Below are 17,002 nucleotides of genomic sequence, written 5' to 3'. Positions count from 1 at the left end.
ACATGAGCTGAAATGAAAAAATACCTCTTCCTTGCACTATTTGTCTGCCTGTTTTTTAATGGTTTCGCACAAAAGCTAAAATCACCATCAGAGTTTTTAGGTTATGATTTGGGTAGCCAGTTTACCCCGCATTACCGCATAGTTGATTACTTTTTATATTTAGGGCAGGCATCAAAAAACATAAAAGTATTACCCTTTGGCAGCACCAATGAGAACAGGCCACTCTTTGCGGCATATATTGGCACCGAGGCCAATATTAATAACCTGGAAGAAATACGCAAAAATAACCTGCGCATTGCGGGGCTTGAAAGCGGCACCGCTAATACCAACGGCCCGGCTATTGTTTGGCTAAGTTATAACGTACACGGCAACGAGCCCAGCAGCAGCGAAGCCGCCATGCAAACCGCATATATTTTGGCAAATCCCGATAACGCCGAAGCCAAAAAATGGCTTGTTAATACCATTGTGGTAATTGATCCCTGCCTTAATCCCGATGGCCGCGACCGCTATGTTAACTTTTATAACCCCATACACAGCGCCGTGCCCGATGACAACCCATCATCGCGCGAGCATTTTGAGCCATGGCCGGGCGGGCGCGTAAACCATTATTATTTTGACCTTAACCGCGACTGGGCATGGCAAACACAAAAAGAAACACAGGCCAGGCTGGCGCTATACAACCATTGGCTGCCACAAATACATGTCGATTTCCATGAGCAAGGTTATAATAACCCTTATTACTTTGCTCCTGCTGCCGAGCCTTTTCATAAAGTGATTACGCAATGGCAAAAGGATTTTCAGATCACCATTGGTAAAAACAACGCCAAATACTTTGACCTTAACAACTGGATGTATTTTACCAAAGAAGAGTTTGACTTGTTATACCCATCATACGGCGATACGTACCCATTATACAACGGCGCTATCGGGATGACGTATGAGCAGGGTGGTATTGCAGCGGGCCTGGGCATTGCCACCCGCGATGGCGATACACTTACGCTGGGCCAACGTATTAACCACCATATTACCAGCGGGCTAAGTACGGTTGAAACCGCATCGGCAAATGCGCCCAAACTGCTAGGTGAGTTTAAAAAATTTTTTAGTAATAGTGTAAATAGCCCTGCAGGCGACTTCAAAGGCTACGTGATAAAAAATGATAATACAGATAAAATAGAGACCCTTGCCCAACTGCTCGACCGCAACGGCATACAATATGGTTTTGGTGGTACAGCAAATGGCCCCGGCTTTAACTATTTTACCGGCGCTACCGAAAATTTCGCTATTGATGCTAAAGATCTGGTGATAGATGCGCACCAGCCAAAATCGGTTTTGCTGAGCGTATTGTTTGAGCCAAAAACCTTCATGACCGATAGTAATACCTATGATATTACCGCCTGGGCCCTGCCTTATGCTTATGGCTTAAAAACCTATGGTTTAAAACAAAGCGTAAAATTCCAGGCATCAGCTATGCCGGTTACGCCCGAGAAACCTATTGCTACCGACCACCCTTACGCTTATGTATCGCAATGGAAATCGATGGCAGATGTACGCTTTTTGGCGGCCTTGCTAAAACTGAATATAAAAGTGCGCTATGCAGAGCGGCCTTTTACTGCAGCGGGAAAATCATTTGATGCAGGCTCGCTTATTATTACCCATGCAGGGAACACGCAAACCAACTTTGACCAGTTGATACAGCAAACCGCCTTAAAGTTTGGCCGTAGCCTTACCGCGCTTGCCAGCGGCTTTGTAGATAAGGGTGCCGATTTTGGCTCGGCGCAGATACGCTATATTACCAGGCCACGCATTATGCTGGTGGCAGGGGATGGTGTAAGCTCGGGTAGCGTGGGCGAGGTTTGGCATTTATTTGAGCAGCAAATTGGTTACCCTGTAACTGTTGTTCGGCTACAGGATCTGAACCGCATTAAGTGGAGCGATTTTGATGTGGCTATATTACCCGATGGCGGATATGACAATGCGCCTCTCGAAAAGATACAGGCCTGGATACGCGATGGCGGCAAACTGATAGCCATGGAAAATGCGGTAAGCAGCCTTATTGATAAAAAAGGCTTTAACATCAAAAGCAAAACTACCGAGAAAAAGGATGACAAGAAAACCACTACAGCAAAAGACCTGATACCTTATGAAGACCGTGACCGCGAGGCCCTTAAAAGCAGCATCCCGGGCGCTATCTATAAGCTGAGTTTAGATAATACCCACCCGCTGGCATATGGGCTGCCCAAATTCTATTATTCGCTTAAGCAGGGCGACGACCTGTACGACTACCTTGGCGATGGCGACTGGAACGTAGGCACTATAAAAAAAGACGCCTACCAGGCCGGTTTTGTTGGCCAGAAAACCAAAGCTAAATTAAGCGAGGGTATGCTTTTGGGTGTACAATCATCGGGCCGGGGCAGTATTATTTATATGGCAGATGATCCGCTTTTCCGCAGTTTTTGGGAGAATGGTAAGCTGTTATTCAGCAACGCGGTATTTATGGTTGGGAAGTAAGTTAATTTCGGATGTCTGAATTTCGATATCGGGTTTGACGGATGTGCTGCTACACTACCCTTAAAAACTAACAACAAAATAATTACTTTTGGCAACCATGAGTAACCGCCATAAACTTTACTTCGCGTCTGATTTTCATTTGGGAGTGCCCAACTACGCCACCAGTCGTGAGCGTGAAGATAAATTAGTGCGGTGGCTGGATATAATAAAAGCCGATGCCACCGAGGTGTTTTTGATGGGCGATGTATTTGATTTTTGGTTTGAATATACTACCGTAGTACCAAAAGGATATGTGCGTTTTTTAGGCAAACTTGCCGAGCTTACCGATGCGGGCATTAAACTCTACATGTTTAAAGGCAACCATGATATGTGGATGTTCGAGTATTTTCAACAAGAGTTTAATGCCACAATCATTACTAACGAACTGGAGATTGAGCGAAACGGTAAAAAGTTTTACCTGCACCATGGTGATGGCCTTGGCCCGGGCGATGCCAAGTATAAAATGTTGAAAAAGTTTTTCCGCAGTAAAATTTGCCAATGGCTATTTGAACGGATACACCCAAATTTGGGCGTAGGCGTAGCAAACCACTGGTCGCACCGAAGTAAAGTGGTACAGGGGAATAACGAAGTACGTAAAGTATTGGAGCAGGAATGGCTGGTGACCTACTCACGCGAAGTGCTGCAAGCCCGTTTTTTTGATTACCTTATTTTTGGCCACAGGCACCTCCCACTTGATATCCAACTCAACGACAAAAGCCGCTACATTAACCTCGGCGATTGGCTTAACCATTTTAGCTATGCCGTTTTTGATGGCGAAGAGCTGAAGTTGGAATATTTTGAGAAGAGGTCGGAAATCTGACATCGATATCAGCTATGATCCCAAAAGATGTGATAGTTCCAGCCAGTTATTAACTCTTTGTTCCTCCCCGGTATGGGCAGCTATCATTGTATAAATATCTGCTGCATTTTTACCCTGTTCTATCAGATATTTGATAGAAGTATCCCCTGCAGATTTTGATAGCTTTTTATTACCATCGGCCATTAGCAATGGATGATGGTAAAAATTTGTGTTAACAAATGCATTTTCATCAAGCCTGTTTGCCAGTTGTAACTGCGCAAGCGTTGAAGGCCAAAGATCCTGTCCGCGAATGATGAGATCGATGCCGAAATGAAGGTCATCAACCAACGATGCTAACTGGTACGCAGGGTAGCCATCCCTTTTCCGTACAATGAAATATCGCATATCCGGCGAAAGCCTGGAATTTACTATCCCGGAAGGAAATGTGCGAACAGCGATGGGATTACTATCAGTTTTAAAGCGCCAACTGGTATTAGGGGTATCTAAGGGCAATCCTTTATTAAGGCAAGTACCGGGATAAATTCCGCTTTCGGGGATATCGGCGCGCGAGCAACTACAGGCGAATATACTGTTGCTTTGTTTCAGACGGTTAAGCGCATTGTTGTATAGACCCAACCGCTGCACTTGCGACCAATGTTTGTTAAAATCGCCCATATCGCGCGGACCTTCGTGCCAGGATATCTCTAAAAAATTAAGGGTATCAAAAATATCCTGAACATATTCGCTGCGCATGCGGGCCTGGTCGAGGTCGTCAATGCGGAGTAATATTTTAGCCCCTGTTTTATGGGCCAACGCAGCAGTGATGGCGAACGACAGCGCATTCCCCAAATGTAAAAACCCGCTTGGAGTTGGCGCTATACGTGTTTTATTAAAAATAGCCTTTGCTTGTTGCATTTGGTTGACTGATATCGGGATTATGCCTAATTGGCATGCAAAATACGTTTATTACTTAAATTCTGTACTTTTGCATATTATTTGTAGTATTAGGTATAGGTTATTGATACCAATATAACGCAATAACAATTTCAAAATAACATGTTAGATAAGTTAGAAGCGATAAAAGAACGCTGGCAAGATGTTGAACGCGAGTTAAGCAGTCCGGATATTATGAAGGATATGAAACGCTTTGCCGCGATGAATAAGGAATATAAAGACCTGACCAAGGTTGTTGAAGAGTACACCGTGTATGCCAACGTGATGAGCAACATTGAAGCTAACCGCGAAATTTTGGCTACAGAAAAAGATCCCGACTTTAGGGAGATGGCTAAAGCCGAACTGGATGAACTATTACCACAGCAAACTGAGCTGGAAGAAAAAATCCGGTTGATGCTAATACCTAAAGATCCGGAAGATAGCCGTAATGCTATTGTTGAGATACGTGGTGGCACAGGTGGCGATGAGGCCGCGTTGTTTGCCGGCGATTTATACCGTGCTTATATCCGCTTCTGCGAAAAGCAAGGCTGGAAAACCGAGCTGGTTGATTATACCGAAGGTACCGCGGGTGGCTACAAGGAGATCATTTTTAACGTGAATGCTGAGGATGCTTATGGTACGCTAAAATTTGAATCGGGTGTACACCGGGTACAACGTGTACCTGACACGGAAACACAGGGCCGTGTACACACTTCGGCTGCATCGGTAGTGGTTTTACCCGAAGCTGATGAGTTTGACGTGGAGATCCATGTAAACGATATCCGTAAAGATCTGTTCTGCGCTTCGGGGCCAGGCGGACAATCGGTAAATACCACCTATTCGGCCGTAAGGTTAACGCACATCCCTACCGGGATAGTAGCACAATGCCAGGATCAAAAGTCGCAATTGAAGAATTATGACAAGGCTTTAGGCGTTTTACGCTCGCGTATTTACGAAATGGAGCTTCAAAAGCACCTCGAAGAAATATCGAAGAAAAGAAAAACGATGGTATCAACAGGTGACCGTTCAGCAAAGATACGCACCTACAATTATCCGCAAGGGCGTGTTACCGAGCACCGCATTGGCCTCACTATCTATAACTTACCCGAAGTAATGAACGGTAATTTATTAGAAATAATGGAAGCCCTACAGTTTGCCGAGAACGCCGAAAAACTGCAGGAAGGAAGCATTGCATAAAGAATTTTAAAATTTATTTGCGGATTGAAATTAAGACCCTATATTTGCAATCCCAAACACGGAGTGGTAGTTCAGCTGGTTAGAATACATGCCTGTCACGCATGGGGTCGCGGGTTCGAGTCCCGTCCATTCCGCCAAAGGGTTTATTCCCTAAAAACGCTTAAATCAAATGATTTAAGCGTTTTTTGTTTAAAGAGCAAAAATGTATCCTTAACTACACATATGAGTTGATGTGCTTTTGATCTTCCATATAAAACCATCAAGCACATAATGGGTAGATTGAGGCAAGGCAAGTAACGGTACCAAAAGTGATAACACCTGCTCGTTGCGTATTGTGGGTAATGATGTAAATATCCCGAACACGCTTCCATGCTCTTTCCATATCATCCCGTCCCACAAGCCCTCTTCCAGGTAGGCCAAAAAAATCAATAGCATAATAAAAAACAGCACGCCACTATACCGGCCAAAAGTATTCTTTAAAATGATGCTCTCTTTGATTTTACTTTTTTTGTACCTTTTTTTCTCAAACACCCATATCAGGGTCATATACGGAACCCCATGCGAGATCACATTTAGCGTAGTAAAGGCCAGGTCTCCGTTAAAGTAAATTATGCCGAAATACCATGAGAAAAAGGTGCCTGCTATCAGGATATTTCGCGGCCAGTTAATAATTTTGGTATTGATTATATAAATGCCCTCTTTAATTAAGTAAAGCACTATTATTACAAGGTAAACCATAAAGCCCAGGGCCTGTAATGAGGGTGAAGAATAGGATAAGATGTCGTTCTCTACAAACCAGCTAAAGTTTCTCTTATCTCCAAAATGCCAATAAAATAATGGATAAACTGTTGCCGAATAAATAGCCAGTTTATCGATAAGTCTGAACCAGTAACTGCCCCTCTCTTGCCTGGAATATAAGCGCATAAAACCATATTGCTGCCTCACAAAATGGAAAACAGCAAGATAGGCAAGGATGCGCCAAAACAGCATACCATCATAACTATGCAGTAAAACGCCGCCTATATAACATGCAATTGGTACTATAATTAACAGCGTGTTTGTTTTATATGCCCTGCTATTAAAATAGGTACGATAAAGGGTACTGTACACATGGGCCACATCTATAAAAACAACCAGAAAAAGCCAATAATAAACCGGGATGGTAGTTGTTACCTGAAACCGGCTTGGGAAACAAATAACCAACAATAAGGCAATGAACGGAGGCGATAGTATAAATATCCCGTCAATAACTGCCGAATGCAGCCAGGGCTGTTTATATATTGGCTTACTTTCCATAAATAGCCAAAACCTGTTTAGCGGCACGGATACCCTGGTGAAATGCTTCTTCAAATATCGATATTCCACTCAGATCTGTATGTGCAAAAAACAGGGTATTATTAACCGGTTGTTTAGCCGCATCCCTGTTTGGCCCCCAAATGTAATTTACAGCCGGATATATCATGCCGTGTCCCCATATCCAGCATTCCACATGTTCAATGGCTTCTGTAATGCCCGGATGCATATATTCTAACTCCGGAATCATTATATCCATCCACTGCTCATAAGTGCGGGTATAAGCTGCAAGACGCGCCACCCGTGGTTCATGATCACATAATGGGAGGTACCAGGTTAAAACTCTTTTTTCGTCAACCATATTAATTGTTTGCTGCCCTGCATTAACATAACCAACAGATGGGGTATCATAAGCAACATTATCCCAACATAAACCCATTCCCTTTGCCTGTGGTAAATGATTAACGGTAATATTAGCAATAAACCATGGCGAATAATTAAAGCTGCTGTAATCCATAATCCTGGTTACGCCTTCTTTTAACAACCTTTGGTTTATAAACTGTGGGGTTGCCATAATAACATTATCGGCAACTATGGTACTTGTTGTGCCCGATGTTATATTATAAATACCTGCCACAACTTTACCTTGCTGATTGTAACTGATGCTGTAACACATAATCTTTTTAAGTACATGCCCGCTCACATCGGCTTCCAGTTTTTTTGTTAGCCAGCCATTACCTTCTGGCCAGGTTAAAACAGCATTTGCATCGGCGTTGGCGGCTTTGCCCCTGCGCGATGCAAAGTAATGCAAACCGGCCCAAGCCGATATCTTATCTATTTTTTGCCCATAATCATCTTTACAACAGTAATTTACATACCATAACAAGTATTTGGAGGTTAATTTTTGCTGGTTTAGATATGTTTTAAAACTTATTCTATCCAGGGCCCTGAAGCTGTCATCGGCAGAACTATTGTCTATCGGGATATCAAAGGCATATTTACCGTCGTTTCCTTTTGCCATTTTAAACTGCTCTATCAGCGTAAAAAACTTTTTCACCTCAAATTTGTCTGTGCTATTCAGGCCAAACTCGGGCACTAAACCTTCCTGCCATTGCCCGTTAATAAGCAGGCGCTCTTCCGGATCAAAACACAAATAGTACTCGTTGTAAACAGGCAGGTTATTTTCAAAACCGGTAATTACACCACAATGTTGTAAAAAATCCGTTAGCAAGGTATCTTCGTTATTAGCGATAGTGATATAGTGAGCTCCCAACGGGTATGCTGATACATTGTTTTTTCCTGAATGTGCATTACCGCCTACGTGATCTTCCAATTCCAGTAATTCAAAATCAAGGTGGCCCTGCATTTTTAAATAACGCGCAGCCGACAGGCCCGATATACCGCTACCAATAATAAGCGTTTTAACCTGGCGCGTACCTGTTGATACAGGTAATGATAACTTATCGCGCAAAATATGCCCCGCCTTTGCATTTGGGCCTTTTATAGTGCCTGTAATATTCTTATAAGGAGTATTTGGCTTGAGCTTACGCAGGCAGCCATTTAGCATAATACCCGTAGTGATGATACCCGCTTTAAGCAGGAATGATCGCCGGTTCGATCCACTTAAAAGATTAGCGCCTTTATAAAACGGATGACCATTCATCTTCAAAATATTTTACCAGCACCTGGTTATTTAGCTTATTCACTTCTGTTTTCACTTTTGCCATATCTTTTGGAAAATAAAACATGAGGTCAAGACTCTCTTTGGTGATAAAGCGCATCCCCGGTAAAAAGGTAGTTGGTTTTTTATATACCAGGCTTTCTGTTGCCATAATATAGCCCCACTCACCAAACGATGGCACATTGTTGTGATAAGGTATAGTATGAAAGCCTACAGAACGCAAGGTAGTATCAACTGTCCAAAATGATTTTGGCGCTACGTATGGCGATGTAGCCTGTATCACCATGATCCCCCCGGATGCAAGAGCTGTTTTAGCAAGTTTATAAAATGAGTTGGTATATAATTTACCAACTGAATAGTTTGATGGGTCGGGGAAGTCTATCACCATAAAATCAAACTTCTTTTTGTCCTGTCGCAACCAGCTAAAGGCATCAGCATTAATTACCTTTACCTTAGGTGATAACAGCGAGCTTTTATTAAGATTCAACAACATCCGGTTTGATTTAAACAAACCCGTCATGCCTTTATCCAGATCAACAAGCGTTACACTTTGGATATTTGGGTATTTCAATATTTCTCGCACGGCAAGGCCATCGCCCCCACCCATTACCAATACATTATGCGCATTAGGCAAAGCCTGCAAACCTGGATGCACTAGTGCCTCGTGATACCGGTACTCATCATCTGAACTAAACTGCAGGTTGCCATTTAAAAAAAGGCGCAGCACTTTTCCTTTTTTGGTAAGTATAATCCGTTGATAGGGTGTACTTTTTGAGTAGATTATGGTATCCGCATAGGTAAGGCTTTCCGAAAAATTAGTAATAACCCCTGCATATACAAAGCCAACTAAAAGTGCCATCATACTCAATATGGCACTTGTTTGTAAATATACTGCTGCCTTAATTTCTTTTTTAAAACTGATACAAACAATGAGCGCCACACCAACATTAAGGATACCCACCATGTATGATGTTTTTACCAGCCCAAGATAAGGTATTAGCAGTAACGGAAATACAATAGATGCCAGCAGCGCACCAATATAATCGAACGTAAATATTTTTGAAACGAGATCCTTAAACTCGTACCTGTCTCTCAGTATCCGCATCAGCAGTGGAATTTCCAGCCCTACTAATACCCCTGTTATACCCACAAGGCTGTAAAGTATAATGCGGAATGACGCGACACTCTCAAATACTAAAAACAAAATGGTAGAGCTGGTGCCACCAACAAGGCCAACCAATATCTCTAACTGGATAAACCATGAAATGATATTTTTTTCGAAGTATTTGGATATCCATGAGCCTATACCCATCGAAAACAGATATGCTCCTATAATGGTAGAAAACTGCGTAACAGAATCGCCCAACAGATAACTGGCAAGCGTTCCTGCTATCAACTCATAGATCAGACCGCAGGTTGCTACTACAAATACCGATATAAGCAGCAGGGCATGCAGTTTTTTATTCATATCAATTATCCGTGTATTGCCGAGCTGATGATCATAGCTACTGCTATCATAAAAGAAGCGCAAACGATAGCAAGCGCGATGTTGTTCTTATCAACAACTTCTTTCCACAGGTTTTCGGGTGTGATCTTTTCAATTATCCAATACGATATCAGCAGGATAATGATCCCTATTGCCGAATACAATATAGAAGCTATAATGTACTTGTAGTTAATTAATTCGTGTAAGCTCATAATAATAATCTTTTATTTGTGATAAAATACGTGAACACCCCTTACGTGGCTATTGTTATTATATTCAGTGTTTTTGGTTATTGTACTGCTTTCCCAAAAGGCTATCCCATAAAAGGAACTGTAAGCGTAATACCCTATTATTAAAAAAGCCAAAACCAGGTAAATGCGTACCGCTTTAATATATTTCATTTTAGTTGTGAGTTTCATACGGTGAATAATCACTGTTCATCCACCTCTTTTTTTCGAACATGCGCATCCTTAACCAAACATAAAACGGGTAAAGGCATAGTAATAAAATAGAAACCCATACATTTCGCCATATGATCGGATCAGCAACAATGTTAATATGGATGTTTTTACTGTTCAGATCGCCGGATGCCGGGTAAATATTTAAATGGTATTTGCCGCGCGGAATAGCAGACAAGAGCACATTGGCAACCTGCGAACCTTCCGACCAACTTTCTCCATCTTCATATCCGTGATAATATTCAATACTTTCGGTCACTTCCCAACTTTGGTTATTACTTTCATTAACCAATACTACGGTTGCTTCTACCCAATTGTTGTCAATATCCGATCTTATAAAAAACTCCAATGCTGATGAGGTGTTCTTTAAGTTGAATGATTGCGTAACAAACGGCTTAAACTCGTTAAGCTTGGTAGAATCATTTACGATGTAATAATCATTACTCATAACCTGGTACTCCGGGTGGGTAAATGATACAATAAGCCCGACAACCGCCAATAATATGATTAACAATGGAGTAATTTTAGCTACTGCAAACCATCGTTTAGCATGTACAGATGGTTCATTAGCGCCAATACCTATTTTCTCGGGAAATTGATCAAGGTTTACTTTAAAGGCCTCAGCTATTTCGGCAGGCTGAACATATTTACCGAGATAAAAATCGGCACCCGATATCCCCGGTTTCCCCTGCTCATTATAAATAATATTAGGGGCTGCAACAAACTCTGATACATGGGCCTGCTCGTGCAAAATATCCCAGTCAAACTCACCAATCAGCGCAGTGGTTACAGCGGTATATTTATTAAAAAGTTTGTATTCATTTTCTCCGTAGTCAATAAAATCCCAATTGTTGTTTTTGAGCACTTCAAGGTCAGGGTAAAACTCCTTTCCTGCAACAAATGTCCAATGGCCATCGTACTCTGCAAAATTAGCATAACCTTTTTCATAGTTGTAAAGAATATATTCGCGCCACGCGTAAGCAGTGCCTTTTTCCTTTTTTTCTATATAGCCAATTACCTTAAAGGTATAATCATTAAAAGCACCTATCGAGCCCAGTTTAATTACAGGCTCTTGTTTTAGCGGTAAAATGTGTTTTTGAAAAACAGGCGTACTCTTGCCCGAAAAGCGAATAAGTGAATTACAAGATCGGCACACACAAAATTCACTACCCTCGGGGTCGTAAAGCACTATCTGGTCCTTGCATTTAGGGCAGGCTACATCTTCTGAGTAAGGAAAGGCCCTTAAATTTATTGTAGCCATATTACCTTACCAGTTCCGTTTTTTTCATTTCGGTAGCTTCAAAAAATTCTAATACATCACTATAAATAGCCCGAACCTTATCAGAGTTATCTTTTTGATAATTCGATAAAAAAATATCAAACGTAGCCAGGTTAAATTCGGGCCAGGTGTGAATAGACAGGTGTGACTCTGTTAAACAAACTACTGCCGTAAAACCGGCTCCATCAAAATCATGATAAACCTCGCCTACTTTTTCGAGGGAATGATCAACGATCAAACGATCGAAAAAGACTTTACAGTTTACAGATGTTGAAAGACTTAAAATATTGGATACAGAAAATTCCACTAAAATATGCAGACCGGGTTGATAAGGCATTTTTTATTTCTTGTAACCAAAAGTATTCAATATCCGGGCGTTTTCCAATACAAAAACATGTGCTGTTTAATCTATTTAACTCACCTTACGTTTTGAGGATCCCAGCCGGGGAAAATATTTTTTAGAGTGATATTATTCGCTTCGGCCGAGGTTAATTGCTTTGACCATGATACCCGCGAAGCTGCCGACCCGCCCGGGCCATAGTTTTGATACTCGGCATAACGCGCTGTTTTATAACTTTCTGTTTGGTTCCAATTGCTCCATCCTTCGGGCTTAACATGCTGGCCTATGTTGCAATGCATATAAACCACCATGCTATACGGCCGCCATGGCCTGCCTAATGATACCGAATGCAGGCTGGTATCGCCTGTTAAGGTACAATTATTAAAAATAAAGCCATAAGGGTGGCTTTGCGGTGTTGATGCAGCCGTAATATGCGAGTTTTTTTTGCTGTGGATATGGCAGCTTTCAAACCATGCTGTTGCAGCACCGAATATAAAATCGGTAGTGCCTTCAATATAACAGTCTTTATAATACTGGCGGCTGGTCTCGCTGTTCAGAAACAAAATGTCCTGATTGCCCGTAATCCTGCAGTTGATAAATACAGCCCGGTCGCCCCGTGCTTCCAACGCTACAGCCTGGCCCGCGGTAAAGCCGGCATCGTTACGAAAGGTAATATCATGCGCATAAAAGTCATTGGCATTCATTTGAAAAGTGTAAGAATTTTGTGTGTTAATACCGCGCCCGTTAGCAGTTACCTTGCCGGGATGATCATCATAGGTGAGTATTGTACCAGAGCCTGATTCGCCCTTCAACTCAACAAAATTTTTGCCCGAGTCAAGGCGTAGTTTTTCATGATATGTGCCGTTTTTAACATAGATCACCACACGGCTTGTATTATGTGCCGGTATGGCATCAAACGCGGCCTGAACGGTTTTAAAATCGCCGCCGCCATTTTGATCAACAACGATCTTTTTTTGCGCAAACGCATTTGCACAACACATAAACATTAGGGCACAAATTATCTTTTGCATATTATTTTGATGTGGGTTTCCAACCGTTCAGGATCTGTTCTTTAGTATAAGCTTTAGCTTCATCATCTGTTAACTGGTGCGACCACGCCACACGTTTCTCAGGCTGATAACCATCTCCGGTATTTTTATACTCGGCATAGTAAGCCGTTTTTTCATTCTCGGGGTTGCGCCAGTTATCCCACCCTCCGGCAGAAACTACCTTACCCAGATCACAATATAAGTATACAACCTTGGCATTTGGCCTCCATGGGCGCCCAAGCGCAAAGCTGTTATCGGGTGCGCTGCCGCTTATTTTACAATGCATAAAAACATACCCGTACTTAGTAGTATCCAATGTTGAGGCAGCCGATATGTACGAGCCACCCTTTTTACAATAGATATCACAATTCTCAAACAACGCGGTTGCCGCGCCGAATATGAAATCGGTAGTTCCTTCAATGTAGCAATCTTTATAGTATTCACGTGTACCCCTGCCGTTGGTATATATGGTATCCTGGAAACCAAGGAAACGGCAATTGTAAAAAGCGGCCTTATCGCCGGCAACGTAAATAGCCAGCGCCTGCCCAACCGGTCCGGCTGAATTTTCGAAAGTGATATTTTTAGCGGTAAAGCCGCCGCCATATACATAAAAACTTGCCGTGCGCGATGTGCCTAAAGCCTTACCCGTGCTATCCAGTCGGCTGGCATAATTATCAAAGGTGAGAATGGTGCTCATGGCGTCCTCGCCAATAAGGGTAATATTGATCTTTGATACAGCCACTACAATACGCTCTTTATACGTACCTTTTTTTACAAAAATCTCAGTAACTGATCTGTTGTTATCAGTAACGGCGTTAATGGCTTCCTGTACGGTTTTATAGTTGCCGCTGCCATCCTGCGCTACAACAATTCGTTTTTGAGCCTGTGCATTGATCGCGAAAGCGAACATGATGCTTAATATGATCAGTTTTTTCATTTTGCTTGTGGATTTACAGTTGCTGCGTTTGTGCCTTTTACTATTCTGTCGGCCAGTTCAATGCGTTGCGCCTTAAGCTCATTTAATACAATTTCGGCAAGTTTACGTGCGCCAAACTCGGTAAAGTGTGTATTATCATGCCTGCCCAAAGGGTAGTTTGGATGTTCCGCCGAATCCAGCTCCATAAATAATAGCTTTGACCTGTCAGGACCCATTTTCTGATAAAGTTCACGGCTTCTTTTATCCAAATCAATAACCGGAACCTTGTACTCATCGCCTACTTCGAAAACAGCTTTCGAGTACTCTATATGTGTTTCTTTTATATTTCCGTCTTTATCGAAGCTCCGTCTGCCTACTGGAGTTACCAGTATTGGGATAGCATTTTTTGCACGGGTTTCGGTAATGAACTTAATGAGGTTCTTTTTATAATCGGGCACGGGTGTGTAACGGGCCGCAAATTGCGGTTCTTTAGCTTCATCATTATGGCCAAATTGCATAAATACATAATCACCGGCCTTAAGGCTATCAGCAACAGGCTTCCAAAGGTTCTCCTCTAAAAATGTACGGGTGCTACGGCCCCCTCTTGCTCGGTTATCAATAGTAACGCTTGCATCAAAATAATTTGCAAAAGGCATCCCCCATCCGTTTATTGGGAATTGTTTAGCTGTGTATAAACAAACGGTAGAATCGCCTATAAGATAAACTTTTATAGGAGTTGGAGGCACCAGCTTGAATGACATGAGCACCAATGCTCCGCATAAAATTGCGCGTAAGTATTTTCTGTTTTTCATATCTACTATTTTACTCCTATGTGCGATATAACGATCCTGTTAGCTAAATCGAGTTTCAAAGCCTTTATATCGGCCAACACCATTTCGGCTACTTTGCGTGCACCCAGTTCGCTAAAATGCGTATCATCACTTTTACCGTCGGGGTAGTTAGGGTTTTCGCCGGGCGTTAAATAATTAAACAGCATCTTAGAATCTTCGGGGCCAAATTTTTGTATCAGGGCCTGTGCTTCTTTATCCAGATCAATAAGGGGTACATTCTGTTCCTGAGCCACAGTGCGTACTAATGCCGCATATACATCGTGCGTACCCTGTACCTTACCATCCTTATCAAATTTACGGCGGGCAACCGGTGTTATTAAAACAGGCACACCGCCTTTAGCCTTGGTTTCGGTTATAAAACGTACCAGGTTAGCTTTATAATCCGCTTCGGGTGTATAGGTGGCTTTTGTAGGCACTTCGTCATTATGGCCAAATTGTATCAGCACGTAATCTCCTGTTTTCAGGTTATCGGCTATCGAGTTCCATAAACCTTCGGCAATGAATGATTTGGTGCTACGGCCATTTTTAGCGATATTTTTTACAGTAACTGTATTATCAAAAAACGCCTTGAATGGCATACCCCAGCCGGTTTCAGGGAAGGTTTTAACGGCCTTATCAGCCATGGTAGAATCTCCGGCAAGGTAAATAGTAACAGGCCCTGGCTGCAAGCCAAAACTCATTACCAAGGGCATAAGCAGGCATAGCGCGTACAGGCTGATTTTACTGAATAAAATTTTCATACGGATTATAAAAGGTAGCCCGAATATATATTTTATCCGGGTAACTTCAATAAAATGCCTGTAAATAAGCTGCTACATTCTATTTCCACACATAATAAAGCACCCCGTTTTTATCATCGGTAATATAAAATGAGTTTACATCATTCATCATTACATCACAAGGCCTGCCCAGGCGGTCTTTGTCTGCCGTCCCGACAAGGAAACCTGAAACAATATCTACATATTTGTCTTTCCCGGCTACCAAAACTACAGCATTACCCCGTTGGCGTTTAACTGTAGTTGAACCATGTAAGGCCACCAGGAAGTTACCTTTTAGCAAGGGGTCATTAAAATTAGTGAACTGGTCAAAACCAAGCGGAGCAGAGTGCGCCTTAAAGCCACAATAAGCAAGTGGCGGCGCAGCCGGTACTTTGATGTGCTGGTATTTGGCAGAATCCATCATAGCCACATCGGGGTATATTTTTTGCTGGTATTGAAAGTACCAGGGCCAGCCATAATTTTTACCTTGTTCAATTGTACCAAAAAGGTCTTCGGGTTTATCGGCGCCAAGTAGGTCGCGGCCCATACAGGTGCCCCACAATTTATTACCGGCCCATTTAATAGCTACGGCATTGCGGATGCCTGATGCATATACTTTTTGCCCTGTACCGTCGGGGTTCATCTCCAGCACCATGGCCCTCACATCTTCTTTCTTCTCCACACAGGCATTACAACTGCTACCCACACTTACATAAATTTTTCCGTTATGCTGCGCCAGGCTGCGGGTAAGGTGCCAGCCACCATATTTATAACTCAATCCCCTATCCGGAAAACGGGCAAGCACCTGTCCGTTGCCTTTTAATCCCTTATCCCCGTTGTGATAGATGTACCGCGATAGTTTATCTGTTTCTGCTATGTAGATATAATTTATGCCTTTATCATTGTAAAACATTACTTGGTTGGGGTTGTGCAGGCCATCAGCAAAAACAGTTGTTGTTTTGAAGGCTTTAGTCGCACTATCCCAATCTTCAAAAAGATAGATCTTACCGGCTTTATTATCTGCCAGGCTATGCATATCGGTCGCAAACAATTGCCCGTCCGGGCTTTTTGAAAGAAAGCGCAGGCGATGCATCCCCTCGGCAGCTACACTGATGTTGTAGCTTTTTAACACTTTAAGATCAAGCGGGATACCTTTCTTTAATACGATGTGATGCTGCACTAAAGCTATCTGGGCCTTGAGGGTATGTTGAGAAATCAAGAGCAATGCAGCTATTAAAAAGCAACGTATGTAGTTGAAACAACAAATAAGCATGGTGTTTTAGATTTGCTGCAAGTTATAAAATAACACCCGACTATTATGCGGATAATCATTTCTATTATTGTATTTATAAACAGATTGACAGTCAATACAAACAAGGTATTACCCACCTGTTATATGCAATATTTGCTGATAA

General features: G+C 42.3%; 15 protein-coding genes and 1 tRNA gene. 4 read left to right on the top strand and 12 right to left on the bottom strand.

Annotation, left to right across the window (positions count from 1 at the left end; all coding sequences use genetic code 11):
- The first annotated feature begins 12 nt into the window (after positions 1-12).
- Together KXQ82_RS01235 and KXQ82_RS01230 are read left to right on the top strand one after the other, a co-directional pair.
- Positions 13-2,508 carry a M14 family metallopeptidase gene (locus KXQ82_RS01235; RefSeq protein WP_219486091.1) on the top strand — a complete coding sequence of 832 codons (2,496 nt, stop codon included), beginning with the start codon at positions 13-15 and terminating at the stop codon, positions 2,506-2,508.
- 97 nt (positions 2,509-2,605) lie between these two features.
- Complete coding sequence (locus KXQ82_RS01230; RefSeq protein ID WP_219486090.1) at positions 2,606-3,367, top strand: UDP-2,3-diacylglucosamine diphosphatase; 762 nt, start codon at positions 2,606-2,608, stop codon at positions 3,365-3,367.
- Positions 3,368-3,379: 12 nt separating this feature from the next.
- Here the strand turns inward: KXQ82_RS01230 and KXQ82_RS01225 are convergent, their stop codons facing one another.
- Positions 3,380-4,261: a glutamate--tRNA ligase family protein gene (locus KXQ82_RS01225; RefSeq protein ID WP_219486089.1), complete on the bottom strand. Its 882-nt coding sequence runs from the start codon at positions 4,259-4,261 to the stop codon at positions 3,380-3,382.
- A gap of 141 nt (positions 4,262-4,402) precedes the next feature.
- Here KXQ82_RS01225 and prfA point away from each other — a divergent pair, with 141 nt between their 5' ends.
- Both prfA and KXQ82_RS01215 read left to right on the top strand, forming a co-directional pair.
- The gene (prfA, locus tag KXQ82_RS01220) at positions 4,403-5,476 is read left to right on the top strand and encodes a peptide chain release factor 1 (RefSeq protein WP_219486088.1); all 1,074 of its coding nucleotides are present in this window, start codon (positions 4,403-4,405) and stop codon (positions 5,474-5,476) included.
- A 60-nt stretch (positions 5,477-5,536) separates the two neighbouring features.
- Positions 5,537-5,613 (top strand) — tRNA-Asp (locus tag KXQ82_RS01215).
- A 73-nt stretch (positions 5,614-5,686) separates the two neighbouring features.
- Here KXQ82_RS01215 and KXQ82_RS01210 read toward each other — a convergent pair.
- The 11 genes from KXQ82_RS01210 to KXQ82_RS01160 form a co-directional block, all read right to left on the bottom strand.
- Positions 5,687-6,772, bottom strand: coding sequence for a hypothetical protein (locus tag KXQ82_RS01210; RefSeq protein ID WP_219486086.1), 1,086 nt, complete (start codon positions 6,770-6,772; stop codon positions 5,687-5,689).
- Positions 6,762-8,432 carry an FAD-dependent oxidoreductase gene (locus tag KXQ82_RS01205; RefSeq protein WP_219486084.1) on the bottom strand — a complete coding sequence of 557 codons (1,671 nt, stop codon included), beginning with the start codon at positions 8,430-8,432 and terminating at the stop codon, positions 6,762-6,764. Before KXQ82_RS01205 ends, KXQ82_RS01210 begins: the two co-directional genes overlap by 11 nt.
- Positions 8,410-9,918 (bottom strand): polyamine aminopropyltransferase, encoded by a 1,509-nt coding sequence (locus KXQ82_RS01200; RefSeq protein WP_219486082.1) that lies wholly within the window; start codon positions 9,916-9,918, stop codon positions 8,410-8,412. The genes KXQ82_RS01205 and KXQ82_RS01200 overlap by 23 nt, the downstream gene beginning before the upstream one ends.
- Before the next feature lie 5 nt (positions 9,919-9,923).
- Complete coding sequence (locus KXQ82_RS01195; RefSeq protein ID WP_219486080.1) at positions 9,924-10,148, bottom strand: DUF350 domain-containing protein; 225 nt, start codon at positions 10,146-10,148, stop codon at positions 9,924-9,926.
- 190 nt (positions 10,149-10,338) lie between these two features.
- The gene (locus KXQ82_RS01190) at positions 10,339-11,655 is read right to left on the bottom strand and encodes a DUF4178 domain-containing protein (RefSeq protein WP_219486078.1); all 1,317 of its coding nucleotides are present in this window, start codon (positions 11,653-11,655) and stop codon (positions 10,339-10,341) included.
- Position 11,656: 1 nt separating this feature from the next.
- Positions 11,657-12,010 (bottom strand): S-adenosylmethionine decarboxylase family protein, encoded by a 354-nt coding sequence (locus tag KXQ82_RS01185; RefSeq protein ID WP_219486075.1) that lies wholly within the window; start codon positions 12,008-12,010, stop codon positions 11,657-11,659.
- Between the two features lie 80 nt (positions 12,011-12,090).
- Positions 12,091-13,044 (bottom strand): pectinesterase family protein, encoded by a 954-nt coding sequence (locus KXQ82_RS01180; protein ID WP_219486074.1) that lies wholly within the window; start codon positions 13,042-13,044, stop codon positions 12,091-12,093.
- Between the two features lies 1 nt (position 13,045).
- Entirely contained in the window at positions 13,046-13,999 is a 954-nt protein-coding gene (locus tag KXQ82_RS01175) for a pectinesterase family protein (protein ID WP_219486073.1), read from the bottom strand.
- Positions 13,996-14,790: a rhamnogalacturonan acetylesterase gene (locus tag KXQ82_RS01170; RefSeq protein WP_219486072.1), complete on the bottom strand. Its 795-nt coding sequence runs from the start codon at positions 14,788-14,790 to the stop codon at positions 13,996-13,998. The genes KXQ82_RS01175 and KXQ82_RS01170 overlap by 4 nt, the downstream gene beginning before the upstream one ends.
- Before the next feature lie 5 nt (positions 14,791-14,795).
- The gene (locus KXQ82_RS01165; RefSeq protein ID WP_219486071.1) at positions 14,796-15,569 is read right to left on the bottom strand and encodes a rhamnogalacturonan acetylesterase; all 774 of its coding nucleotides are present in this window, start codon (positions 15,567-15,569) and stop codon (positions 14,796-14,798) included.
- Positions 15,570-15,648: 79 nt separating this feature from the next.
- The gene (locus KXQ82_RS01160) at positions 15,649-16,806 is read right to left on the bottom strand and encodes a PQQ-dependent sugar dehydrogenase (protein ID WP_219486070.1); all 1,158 of its coding nucleotides are present in this window, start codon (positions 16,804-16,806) and stop codon (positions 15,649-15,651) included.
- Positions 16,807-17,002 lie beyond the last annotated feature (196 nt).

This window comes from Mucilaginibacter rivuli, from assembly GCF_019391655.1.
Taxonomy (GTDB): Bacteria; Bacteroidota; Bacteroidia; order Sphingobacteriales; family Sphingobacteriaceae; genus Mucilaginibacter; species Mucilaginibacter rivuli.
This window is presented reverse-complemented; position numbering and strand designations above follow the sequence as displayed.